General features: G+C 69.5%; 10 protein-coding genes. 5 read left to right on the top strand and 5 right to left on the bottom strand.

Translation table 11 applies throughout. The features are described from left to right. Nucleotides 1–18: 18 nt before the first annotated feature. Together ACW5E8_RS04130 and ACW5E8_RS04125 are read right to left on the bottom strand one after the other, a co-directional pair. Complete coding sequence (locus tag ACW5E8_RS04130) at nt 19–1,626, bottom strand: protein adenylyltransferase SelO (RefSeq protein ID WP_456964214.1); 1,608 nt, start codon at nt 1,624–1,626, stop codon at nt 19–21. A gap of 41 nt (nt 1,627–1,667) precedes the next feature. Then, entirely contained in the window at nt 1,668–3,188 is a 1,521-nt protein-coding gene (locus ACW5E8_RS04125) for a transglycosylase SLT domain-containing protein (RefSeq protein ID WP_456964213.1), read from the bottom strand. A 129-nt stretch (nt 3,189–3,317) separates the two neighbouring features. Between ACW5E8_RS04125 and ACW5E8_RS04120 the strand changes: the two genes are divergently transcribed. After that, a complete protein-coding gene (locus tag ACW5E8_RS04120; RefSeq protein WP_456964212.1) occupies nt 3,318–4,844 on the top strand; it encodes a helicase HerA-like domain-containing protein in 1,527 nt (508 codons plus the stop codon). A 36-nt stretch (nt 4,845–4,880) separates the two neighbouring features. Beyond that, nucleotides 4,881–5,387 (top strand): transcription elongation factor GreB, encoded by a 507-nt coding sequence (gene greB / locus ACW5E8_RS04115; protein ID WP_456964211.1) that lies wholly within the window; start codon nt 4,881–4,883, stop codon nt 5,385–5,387. Nucleotides 5,388–5,562: 175 nt separating this feature from the next. On the opposite strand, the gene rimO is transcribed toward greB, so the two are convergent. Further along, nucleotides 5,563–6,951 carry a 30S ribosomal protein S12 methylthiotransferase RimO gene (gene rimO, locus ACW5E8_RS04110; protein WP_456964210.1) on the bottom strand — a complete coding sequence of 463 codons (1,389 nt, stop codon included), beginning with the start codon at nt 6,949–6,951 and terminating at the stop codon, nt 5,563–5,565. 133 nt (nt 6,952–7,084) lie between these two features. Between rimO and ACW5E8_RS04105 the strand changes: the two genes are divergently transcribed. After that, entirely contained in the window at nt 7,085–7,792 is a 708-nt protein-coding gene (locus tag ACW5E8_RS04105) for a dienelactone hydrolase family protein (protein WP_456964209.1), read from the top strand. Nucleotides 7,793–7,804: 12 nt separating this feature from the next. Further along, nucleotides 7,805–8,239, top strand: a complete 435-nt coding sequence (locus tag ACW5E8_RS04100) for an HIT family protein (protein ID WP_456964208.1) — start codon at nt 7,805–7,807, stop codon at nt 8,237–8,239. A gap of 6 nt (nt 8,240–8,245) precedes the next feature. Here the strand turns inward: ACW5E8_RS04100 and dcd are convergent, their stop codons facing one another. Both dcd and apbC read right to left on the bottom strand, forming a co-directional pair. After that, nucleotides 8,246–8,824 (bottom strand): dCTP deaminase, encoded by a 579-nt coding sequence (gene dcd, locus ACW5E8_RS04095; protein WP_456964207.1) that lies wholly within the window; start codon nt 8,822–8,824, stop codon nt 8,246–8,248. A 115-nt stretch (nt 8,825–8,939) separates the two neighbouring features. Next, nucleotides 8,940–9,782 carry an iron-sulfur cluster carrier protein ApbC gene (gene apbC / locus ACW5E8_RS04090; RefSeq protein ID WP_456965238.1) on the bottom strand — a complete coding sequence of 281 codons (843 nt, stop codon included), beginning with the start codon at nt 9,780–9,782 and terminating at the stop codon, nt 8,940–8,942. A 201-nt stretch (nt 9,783–9,983) separates the two neighbouring features. Here apbC and ACW5E8_RS04085 point away from each other — a divergent pair, with 201 nt between their 5' ends. Continuing rightward, nucleotides 9,984–12,002: an alpha/beta hydrolase family protein gene (locus ACW5E8_RS04085; protein WP_456964206.1), complete on the top strand. Its 2,019-nt coding sequence runs from the start codon at nt 9,984–9,986 to the stop codon at nt 12,000–12,002. Nucleotides 12,003–12,031: the final 29 nt, after the last annotated feature.

Raw genomic sequence — 12,031 nt, 5'->3', positions numbered from 1 at the left:
GGACGCCCCGATCCGCGTTCAGGAGCTGCAGGACAGCATCGAGCAGCCGGGGCGGTTAAGCGCCCAGTCCGGGCGCAGCGCCGCGAACGCCTCGCGGCCGGGCTGCTCTGCATAGGGATCGCGCAGGACATCCAGCAGTTCGCCGATGCCGGCCTCGTCGCCTGACTCCGCGCGCTCGATCGCCTGTTGCGCCAGGTAGTTGCGCGGCACGTAGCGGGGGTTGGCGGCGTGCATATGGGCCACCCTCGCCTCCCGCGGCAGGCCGTCGGCGCGGCAGCGGGCGGCGTAGCGAGCCAGCCAGTCGCCCATGGCATCGGCGTTGGCGGCCAGGCGTGCCGACTCGTAGAAGGCACCCTCCAGGGGTTCCAGCGACGGCTCGATGGCGTCCACGTCGATATCGGCCAGCGCGCGAAAGAAGCGCGTCATGTCGGCACCCGAGCGCTGCATCAAGGCCTGCAGCTCCCGCATCAGCGCCAGGTCGCTGTCGTCGCACTGCTCGAGCCCAAGCTTTGCGCAGGCGTTGTCGCGCTCGCACTCGGCCCAGGTCGCGGCGTAGGCATCCAGACCTGCCTGCAGCGGCGCCGCGTCGGCAAACAGCGGCGACAACGCGCCGGCCAGCCGCCCCAGGTTCCAGTGCGCCACCCGCGGCTGCCAGCCGAAGCGGTAGCGACGGCCTTGGGCATCGGTGGTGTTGGGTGTCCAGTCGGGATCGTAGTCGTCGATCCAGCCGTACGGGCCGTAGTCGATCGTGAGCCCGAGGATCGACATGTTGTCGGTGTTGAGCACGCCGTGGACGAAGCCGATTCGCATCCAGTGGCCGACCAGCGTCGCGGTGCGCATGCAGACCTCGCGGAACCAGGCCGTGAACAGCGTCTCGTCAAAAGCGCCGTCCGCGCGCAGCCGCGCCAGAGGTTGCGCGGCGCGGTCGCCCAGCAGCCAGGGAAAGTCACGCCACACGCAGAATTCGGCCAGCGCGCGCAGCAGGTCGATGTCGCCCCGCGACGCCGGCAGCTCGAAGCTGCCGAAGCGGATGAACGACGGCGCCACCCGGCAGACGATGGCACCGGGTTCCGGCCCGGCGTGGCCGTCGTAGAACATGTCCCGCACCACCGCATCGCCGGTGGCCACCAGCGAGAGCGCACGCGTGGTCGGCACGCCGAGATGGTGCATGGCCTCGCTGCAGATGAACTCGCGGACCGAGGACCGCAGCACCGCGCGCCCGTCGGCGCCGCGGGAATATGGCGTCCGTCCAGCGCCCTTGAGCTGCAGCTCGTGTCGCGTGCCGTCGGCTGCTATCGCCTCGCCCAGGCTGATCGCGCGGCCGTCACCAAGCTGGCCGGCCCAGTGCCCGAACTGGTGGCCTCCATAGTTCGCCGCCCAGGGATCCATGCCCTCCAGCAGGCGGTTGCCGCCGAACACCTGCGCAAACGCGGGCGCGGCAAGCGCTGCCTGGTCCAGCCCCAGTTGCGCCGCCACCTCAGTGGAATGTGCCACCAGCCGGGGCGCTGCCACCGGAGTGGGCACGACACGCGACCAGGCCGCACCGTGCACCTGGCGTACGTCCGCGCCGGAGTCCGGATCGCCGGGCAGCTCGCGGAGGAACGCGTTGTCGAAGTCCAGGTGCATGCGGGCAGTGTGGCAGGCACCGCGCGATGGCACCGTGCCGGTCAGCCGCCGCAACCCTCCAGGCGCAGGCGCTGGCCAGCGCGGATCGCATACGACGGCGCCTTGAGCCCGTTGGCCTGGGCCAGCTGGCGCGCCTCGCAACCGTAACGCCGCGCGATCGCGACCAGGGTGTCACCGCGCGCCACGCGGTGCTCGCGCGGGGACCGTGCCGCTGCGGGCGCGGGCGTGCCCGTCGTCGCGGTGGGCCGCACCACCTCGATCGGCCCGGTGCGCACCAGCGCGGCGTCGACGCGGCTGCCCACCAGCTGCCTGGCGAGGTCCGCACGGCGGCCCTGGGCGCACCAGCGCTTGTACAGCGCGGCCATGCGCGTGGTGCCTTGGAGCACGGCACCCGCGGGGATCACCTGGTCGGCTTCGAAGCGCGGGTTGAGGTTGCGCAGCTGGCGCATGTAGCCATGCCGGCTGCCGCTGTCGCCCATGCACACGGTGAGTTCGTAGATCGAGGCCGGGCGCGCCAGCACGAAGTTCGCCGGCCGCGCGTCGACCTTGGGAAAGCTCAGGCCGTACTCCCTGGGATGCAGGTACAGCCAGGCCGCGGCGATCACCATCGGCACGTAGTCGCGGGTCTCCGCGGGGAACTGGTTGTAGACGTCGGCGTCCCAGAACTGCCGCCCGCCGCTGGCATCGTGGATGCGCCTGGCCCGGCCCTCGCCGCCGTTGTAGGCAGCCAGCCACTTCTCGACCTCGTCGCCGAACTCCGCGAAACGCTCGCTGAGATACATGGCAGCGGCATCCGCGGACTGCGCCGGGTCGTAGCGGGTGTCGAAGCCGCTGGCATCGGGCCCGAGCCCGAAGCGGCGCCCGGTGGCCGGCATGAACTGCAGCGGGCCGACGGCACCGGCGCGCGAGCCCACATGCACGCGACCCGTCGATTCCTTGGCCATGATCCCGAACAGCAGCGCCTCGGGCAGGCCACGCTCCTCGAACGCGGGCGCCATCAGATGGCGCATGTACTGATAATTCTCGTGGCTGGTGATGAGCGACACGCGCATGTCGGTCAGCCAGCGGCGGATGCCTTCCTGCACCGCGGGATTGAACTGCACCATGCGCACGAAGCGCTGGCCGTCCTCGCTGAGCAGGGCCGCGGCGTTGGCGCCCTCGGGCACGTCGCCGGTGGGCAGCTCGCCTTCGGCAAGGAGCTCGGCATCGAGATCCTCGCCTTCCGCGCCTGAAGCCTCGTCCGCCTGCGCCTTCAGCAGGCGCTTGAACGCCGGCATCAGCGTCGAGACCTGGCAGCCGCGCTGCTTCTCGCAGTCCAGCATCACGTCTTCCATGTCCTCGAGCGCGGCATCGCCCTGGGCAATGGCTTCGGGGTCGGCGTTGGCCGCCTTCACCAGCGACTCGCGATAGCGGGCCTCGGCGGCAGCCATGCGCTCGGTCAGCTCGGTGGCGGCGGCGCGGTCGCGCCTGGACTGCGCGGACGCATCGGGAACGTGGAGGGCGAGCACCGCGACGGCCGCGGCGAGCGCCAGCCTCGGCAGGACAGCGGAAAGTGGGGGCATTCTTGGACCGGGGACTGCGACTGCGAGCAGGCAGGGTAACGACCGCCCGCAGCCAGCGCAAAGCCCTTGTCCGCAACCGCACCGTGGCCCCTTGTCGCTAGAATCCGCTCTTCACGCACAGGAGCTTCCATGGACCCGATCCTCGTCGGCAAGGCCGTCACCCAGCCAGACGCGCTCCCCGAAACCGGCGGCCGCGTCTTCCTGCAGCCGAAGTTCGGCAACCGCCACGGGCTGGTTGCCGGCGCCACCGGCACCGGCAAGACGGTGACCCTGATGACGCTGGCCGAGGGCTTCTCGCGGATCGGCGTGCCGGTGTTCCTTGCCGACGTGAAGGGCGACGTGGCCGGCCTCGCGGTGCCCGGCGAGATCGGCGACAAGCTGCGCGAGCGCGCGGAGATGATCGGGGTCGACGCCTACGGGCCCGAAGCCAGCCCGGTGGTGTTCTGGGACATCTACGGCAAGTCCGGCCACCCGGTGCGGACCACGGTCAGCGAGATCGGCCCGACCCTGCTGGCGCGCATGCTCGAACTCAACGATACCCAGTCGGGCGTGCTCGACATCGTGTTCAAGCTCGCCGATGACCGCGGCCTGCTGCTGCTCGACCTCGCCGACCTGCGCGCGCTGCTCGGCCTGGTGGCCGAGGAACGCAAGGCAGTGTCGACGCAGTACGGCCTGGTCAGCACGCCATCGATCGGCGCCATCCAGCGCGCCCTGCTGCGCCTGGAATCGGACGGCGGCGAGGCCTTCTTCGGTGAACCCGCGCTGGAGCTGGCCGACATCATGCGGACCACCACCGACGGCCGCGGCGTGGTCAGCATCATGGCCGCCGACCGCCTGATCCTGAAACCGCGCCTGTACTCGAGCTTCCTGCTGTGGCTGCTGTCGGAGCTGTTCGAGACGCTGCCGGAAGTCGGCGACCTCGACAAGCCGAAGCTGGTGTTCGTGTTCGACGAAGCGCACCTGCTGTTCAGTGATGCGCCGTCCGCGCTGCTGCAGCGCATCGAGCAGGTGGTGCGGCTGATCCGCTCCAAGGGCGTGGGCGTGTACTTCTGCTCCCAGTTCCCCGATGACGTGCCCGACAACGTGCTGGGCCAGCTCGGCAACCGCGTGCAGCACGCCCTGCGCGCCTACACGCCGCGCGACCAGAAGGCGGTGCGCACCGCGGCCGAGACCTTCGTGTCCAATCCTGGGCTGGACGTGGCCAAGGCCATCGGCCAGCTCGGCACCGGCGAGGCCCTGGTGTCGACACTGCAGGGCAAGGGCGCGCCGATGCCCGTGGAACAGACCCTGGTCGCGCCGCCACGCTGCCGCATGGGCGCGATCACCGATGCCGAGCGCGCGCGCGTGCGCTCCGGCAGCCCGGTGGGCGCGAAGTACGACACCGCGGTCGACCGTGAATCCGCCTTCGAGATCCTGGCGAAGAAGGCGGAAGACCTGTCCGCACATGCCGATGCGCCAAAGGCGCGTACCGCGAAGCAGGACGAAGAGGAATCGGGCGGCGGCTTCGCCCAGTCGGTCAAGGACGCGGTGTTTGGCACCAAGCGCCGGCAAGGCATGATCGAAACCATGGCCAAGCAGTCCGCGCGCACGGTGGGCAACCAGATCGGCCGGCAGATCCTGCGCGGGATCTTCGGCGGCATCACGGGCAAGAAGTGAGCCCGTCCCGCAATGCTGGCGGGCGCTGAGGCGGCGATGTCTCGCTGGCGCCCCCCGCCCGAGAAATCCACCGCGCTGGTCACTCCGGAGGGCCACGCGCGCCTGAAGGCCGAGCTCGACGATCTCTGGCGCGTGCGACGCCCGGAGGTGGTGCGCGCGCTGTCGGCGGCCGCCGCCGAGGGCGACCGCTCCGAGAACGCCGAGTACACCTACCGCAAGAAGCAGCTCGGCGAGATCGACCGCCGCGTGCGCTACCTCAGCAAGCGCCTGCAGGCGCTGCGGGTGGTCGACACCGTGCCCAGCGATCCCGCGGCGGTCTACTTCGGCGCGCTGGTGGAGGTGGAAGACATCGACAGCGGGGAGATCGCGCGCTACCGCATCGTCGGACCCGACGAAACCGACGCCGTACGCGGCTGGATCAGCATCGACTCGCCGCTGGCGCGCGCGCTGCTGAAGAAGCGGGTGGACGACGAGTTCGAAGCCGAACTGCCCGGCGGGCGCCACGCTTTCGCCGTGGTCGCAGTGGACTATCCCGCAGGTTGAGAGCGTCGCGGGTGGGCTCGCGGTACGGCGGGTTGGTGGGTACTCCGTGGGCTGACCACGTGGTGGTCTTTATGCCCACTGCGTACCCACCAACCCGCCTTGCAGCGCGTCCCTGCAGGCCGAGAGAAAAAAACAGAAGCGCGATGCTCTCCCCTCACCCCACGCACCCTCCGCCTCAAGCGCTGTATTCAACCTCGCCGTAAAGATCGTGCTCGTCGCTGCCCATGATGCGGATGTCGGCGAACTCGCCGGGGCGCAGCCCTGCTTCGCGGCCGTCCTGCACCTGCACCAGGCCGTCGATCTCAGGCGCGTCGGCCATCGACCGGGCGATCGCGAGGTCGCCGTCGATGGCATCGACGATGCAGCGCTGCACCGTGCCGACCTTGGCTTCAAGGCGCGCGGCCGAGATATCCGCCTGCCGCGCCATGAAGCGCGCCAGGCGCTCCTGCTTGATCTCCTCGGGCACCGGGTCGGGCAGCGCGTTCGCGGCCGCGCCCTGCACCGGCGAATACGCGAAGGCGCCGACGCGGTCGAGCTGCGCCTCGTCCAGGAAATCGAGCAGGGATTCGAACTCGGCCTCGGTCTCGCCCGGGAAACCGACGATGAAGGTCGAGCGCACGGTCAGCTCCGGGCAAGCGGCGCGCCAGGACTGCACGCGCTCAAGCGTGCGCTCCACGGCGCCCGGCCGCTTCATCAGCTTCAGGATGCGCGGGCTGGCATGCTGGAACGGGATGTCGAGGTAGGGCAGCAGCCGCGGCTGGCCGTCGGCGCGGCGCGCGGTCATCAGCTCGATGATGCCGTCCACGTGCGGGTACGGGTAGACGTAGTGCAGGCGCACCCAGGCGTCGAGCTCGGACAGGCCTTCGCACAGTGACTTCATGCGCGTCTGGTAGGCCTTCCCGCGCCACTCGCGCTCCGCGTAGCGCACGTCGACGCCGTAGGCCGAAGTGTCCTGCGACACCACCAGCAGTTCGCGCACGCCGCCGCGCACCAGGCGCTCGGCCTCGCGCAGCACGTCGTCGACCGGGCGCGACACGAGGTCGCCGCGCATCGAGGGGATGATGCAGAAGCTGCAGCGGTGGTTGCAGCCCTCGGAAATCTTCAGGTAGGCATAGTGCTTCGGCGTCAGCTTCACGCCGTCCGCGTAGTCCTCGCCGCCCAGCCGCGGGGCCGGCATGAGGTCGACGAAGGGGTCGTGGCGCGGCGGCAGCGCGGCGTGGACCGCGGCCATGACGCTGGCATAGTCCTGAGGGCCGCTGATCGACAGCACGCCCGGATGCGCTTCGCGGATCACGTCTGCGCGCTTGCCCAGGCAGCCGGTCACGATCACCTTGCCGTTCTCGGCCATCGCCTCCCCGATCGCGTCCAGCGATTCCGCAACGGCCGAGTCGATGAAGCCGCAGGTGTTGACCACCACCACGTCGGCGTCGTCATAGTTGGGCGACAGCGCATAGCCCTCCACCCGGAGCTGGGTGAGGATGCGTTCGGAGTCGACGAGGGCTTTCGGGCAGCCGAGGCTGACGAAGCCCACGCGGGGGGCGGTCGGGGTGGCGATATCGTTCATGCGCTGCAGCGGGCTCGGCGTGGGTCCGCGCGGCGGCGGAGGGGTCTGGCGGTTTTCGCGCCGCGATTATACCGGGGCGCTAGAATCAACCCGAGGGCCGGAACCTGAACCGGCCGCCCACCCGGAGGCGACGATGGGGACGCGAGTCAGGCTGGACAGCGCGGAAGTCGGCGAGGTCGGCGGCTGGTTGGCGCGCCCCGAAGCGGCGCCTCGCGGCGGACTGGTCGTGGTCCAGGAGATCTTCGGCGTCAACGCGCACATGCGCGCGGTCACCGAATGCTATGCCCGCGACGGGTTCCTGGCGCTGGCGCCGGCCCTGTTCGACCCCGTCCAGCGCGATGCCGAACTCGCCTATGACGAAGCCGGCTTTGAAGGTGGCCGCGCGCTTGCCGCGGCCCTGGGCTTCGACCGCGCGGTGGCCATCGTGGATGCCGCCGCGGCGCAGCTTCGGACCCTGCTGTCCGAAGAGGCGCTCGACCGGAACGCCGGGATCGGGGTGGTCGGCTTCTGCTGGGGCGGCAGCGTGGCCTACCTCGCCAACGCGCGCCTGGGCCTTCCGGCGGTGAGCTATTACGGTGCCCGCACCGTGCCCTTCCTCGACGAACCGCTGCGCGCGCCGATGCTGTTCCACTTCGGCGCCCGCGACCACAGCATCCCCGAGGCCGACGTCCAGGCGCATCGCCGCGCCCGGCCCGAGGCCGAGCTGCATGTCTATGACGCCGGCCATGGCTTCAACCGCGACGTCGACCCCCGCCACTTCGACGAGGCCAGCGCCCGCCTGGCCCACACCCGCACACTGGACTTCCTGCACCGTGCACTCGCGCCCGCAGGCCGCGCCTGAAAGGAACCCGCCATGTCCCGGCACCGCAACACCCAGCCCGAACCCTATGCCCTGCACCCACAGCTCGCCGCGGACAGCCACCCGCTCGCCGCGTTCGAGCTGTGCGACCTGCAGCTGATGGACGACAGCAACTATCCGTGGCTGGTGCTGGTGCCGCGCGTGCCGGGCGCCCGCGAGCTCCTCGACCTGGACGCCGCCCAGCGCGCGGCGCTCATGGAGGAGGTCCTCCGTTGCGAACAGCTGCTGGTCGATGTGTTCCAGCCGCACAAGCTCAACGTGGCCGCGCTGGGCAACCTGGTGCCGCAGCTGCACGTGCACGTCATCGCCCGCTTCGAGAGCGACCCGGCCTGGCCGGCGCCGGTCTGGGGCCGGGTGGCCTCGCGGCCCTATCCACCCGAGGCCCTGGTCGACCGCGTGCGCGACCTGCAGGCCGCGCTCGTCGCCTGAGCCCGCTCAGGTGCGGGGCAGCGTGACCCCGGTCTGTCCCTGGTATTTGCCACCACGGTCCTTGTACGAGGTCTCGCAGACATCGTCGGCCGCGGCCTGGAAGAACAGCATCTGCGCCACGCCCTCGTTGGCGTAGATGCGCGCCGGCAGCGGCGTGGTGTTGCTGAACTCCAGCGTCACATGTCCTTCCCACTCCGGTTCCAGCGGCGTGACGTTGACGATGATCCCGCAGCGCGCGTACGTGCTCTTGCCCAGGCACACCACCAGGGTGTCGCGCGGGATGCGGAAATACTCCACCGTGCGCGCCAGCGCGAAGGAGTTCGGCGGGATGATGCATTCGTCCGCCTCGATGTCCACGAAGCTCTTCGGATCGAAGTGCTTGGGATCGACGATGGTCGAGTTGATGTTGGTGAACACCTTGAACTCGCGCGAGCAGCGCACATCGTAGCCGTAGCTCGATGTGCCGTAGCTGACGATACGCTCGCCGTTTCCGGCGTGCTTGACCTGGCCGGGCTCGAAGGGCTCGATCATGCCCCCTGGAGTTTCGGACATGCGGCGGATCCAGCGGTCGGACTTGATGCTCATACGGTTCCCGGATGCGGCGTCCCGGCGGCGCGGCGCCCCGGGGCAAGACCCGCGATTGTAGGGACTCGCCGCCGCCACGGCACCCCGCCGCGCACCGGGAACGCCTGCCGCCGGGCTACAGCAGCGATGCCGAGATCGTCGCGGGCGCGCGCGGCCGCTTGGCGAGCTCGGCGGCGACGTTGCGCGCCAGTTCCCGATAGGCATCGGCGGCAGCCGAGTCCGGCGCCGAGATGACCACCGGCGTACCGGCGTCGCCCTGCTCGCGGATCGTGCGTTCCAGCGGCAGCGATCCCAGCAGCGGCAGCCCGTACTGCGCGGCCATCCGCGTCCCGCCGCCATCACCGAAGATGTGTTCGGCGTGGCCGCAGTTCGAGCACACGTGCACCGCCATGTTCTCGACCAGGCCCAGCACCGGCACCTCGACCTTCTCGAACATCTTCAGCGCCTTGCGCGCGTCGAGGGTGGCCACGTCCTGTGGCGTGGTGACGATGATGGCCCCGGCCACCGGGATCTTCTGCGCCAGGGTCAGCTGGATGTCGCCGGTGCCGGGCGGAAGGTCGATCAACAGGTAGTCCAGGCTGTCGTCCCCACCCCAGCGGGTGTCGTTGAGCAGCTGGGTCAGCGCCGAGGTGGCCATGGGGCCGCGCCAGATCATCGGCGTGTCCTCCTCCACCAGCAGGCCGATCGACATCGCCTCCACGCCGTGCGCGCGCATCGGGGTGATCGACTTGTTGTCGGGGCTGTCCGGCCGGCCCGACAGGCCGAGCATGGTCGGGATGCTGGGGCCGTAGACGTCGGCGTCCAGGATGCCGACCCGTGCGCCATCGGCGGCGAGCGCCAGCGCGAGGTTGACGGTGGTGGTCGACTTGCCCACCCCGCCCTTCCCCGAACCCACCGCGATGATGTTGCGCACCCTCGGCAAGGGCCTGAGGTCCCCCTGCACCGCGTGCGCCGGCATGCGGCCGGGCGTTGCCGCCGTGTCCGGCTCCTTCCTGAAAAATGCCACTCGACCTTCTCCGCTTCGCTTTTTGACAGACGGCTAGCTTGCGCCAAAGCGCGCATGCAGGCGAGACGAGTGGGCCTATTGCGGGCTTTTGAGTTCTGTTAACGTCGGGTGAACAGCGCCATTCGACGTACGCACGCAACAGGACACTGCCAGATGACAAAGAAGCCACTCCTCATCCTCGCCTGCGCCACCCTGTTCGCGGGCGCGGCAGAGGCCGCCAAGCCGATTCCGATCCAGGACCTCGCGCAGGTTCCCATGATCCAGTCGCCCTCCATGAGTGCCGACGGCAAGCAGCTGGTGGCGATCGTCGCGCTGCCCGGCAGCGACCGCCAGGACACGGCCTTGGCCACCTGGAACCTGGACGACATGTCCAAGGGCGCAACAGTCACTCCTTCGGGAGACCGCATGAAGTTCATCTATGCCAGCGCCCTCAAGGCTGACCGCCTGCTGGTCCTGGGACGGCAGGAATGGACCGGCCAGCTGGGCGGCTGCGGGGAAGGCAGCGTCTCGGGGGCGACCCGGACCTTCGTTTCCAAGGCCTACCTGACCGACGCCACGCACGCCAAGTTCGCCGACGCCTTCGCGGACAACACCCGCCGGATCGGCGTGAGCGAACAGACGCAGCGTTGCCTCGAGATCGCAGGCACCGCCTCGCTGGTGCACTTGCTGCCGCTGGATCCCGAGCATGTGGTCGTGGCGCAGACCAACGAGATGACGCTGTCGGCCAACTACTACAAGTACAACCTCCGCACCGGGGCCACGGAACTGCTGCTGCGCGCCGGCGGCCGGACCAGCCCGGGGCTCTTCCATCCGCGCACCGGCGAGGCGGTCACCCGGGTGGAACTCGTCTCGGCCGGCACGGACGAGTACGAGCAGAAGGTCTCGGTCCGCAAGCCCGGGACCAGCGAGTTCGTGGCACATCCGGAGCTGAGCCAGCGCCTGAGCGAACGCTACACGGTCGATGTCGTCGGCATCGACGAGACGTCTGGAAAGCTCTATGTGCTTACCGACAAGTACTCAAACCTGGTCCAGGCCCGGATGTACGACCCGGAATCCCGCCGCTTCGACCCGGAACCGCTCGCGGCCCATCCCGAGTTCTCGATTGGCGGCCTGATCTTCGGGGACACCCCAAGCAACTTCAACAAGGTCCTGGGGTTCGTCGTCGATGGACTGAGCCGCGAACAGGTGTTCGTGGACCCGGAGATGAAGGCGATCCACGACGGCCTCGTTCAGGCCTACCCGGGCCAGCGGGTCAGCATTGGCGGTTACAACGACGACCGCTCCAGGGTCCTGTTCACGACGTCGAGCAACCGCAAGCCGCCCTCGCATCACCTGCTGGTCGACCGCAAGCAGGTCATGCCGCTGGGCGAAGAGCGCCCCGGGCTCGACACCAGCGGCGTGGGCGAGCAGCGCCTGGTGAAGTACAAGGCACGCGACGGTCGCACCATCCCGGCCATTCTTGACCTTCCTGCGGGTTGGAAGAAGGGCGACGCGCCTCTTCCGGCGATCGTGCACCCGCACGGTGGCCCATGGGCGCGAGACTACGGCGGCTGGGATGTCTCGGGCTGGGTGCCCTTCCTGACATCGCGCGGTTACGCCGTGTTGCGTCCGCAGTACCGCGGGTCGATGGGTTTGGGCCGCGACCTCTGGCTGGCAGGAGACAACCAGTGGGGCCTGCGGATGCAGGACGACAAAGACGACGGGGCCGCATGGATGGTAGCGGAGGGCATCGCGGCCCGGGACCGGATCGCGATCTTCGGCTATTCGTATGGTGGCTTTGCCGCCGCCGCCGCGGTGGTCCGGCCGAACTCTCCGTATCAGTGCGCCATCTCTGGCGCTCCGGTAACCAATCTCGGCCGGCTCGGCACGACCTGGAGCGAAAATCGCATCCAGCGCATCCTGCAAGGCCGCACGGTGACGGGCATGGATCCGATACGGCAGACGACGCAGGCGGCAATCCCGGTCCTCCTGTTCGTAGGCGACCGTGACGTGCGCACGCCCGCGTTCCACGCAAAGGATTTCTACAACGGCGTGAAGGGCAACGTGGATGCCAAGTTCGAACTGATCGCCGACATGCCCCACTCGATGCCCTGGTACCCGCGGCACCAGGTGACCTCGCTGGGGCTGATCGACTCGTTCTTGCGCGAGGATTGCGGGGAAGGTGGCCTGTGAGGAGAGGCCAGCCGGCGCGGGTCAAGAAG

This window comes from Luteimonas sp. A649, assembly GCF_054072735.1.
Note: the sequence above shows the minus strand (reverse complement) of the source record. Positions and strands in the feature narration are given on the sequence as shown.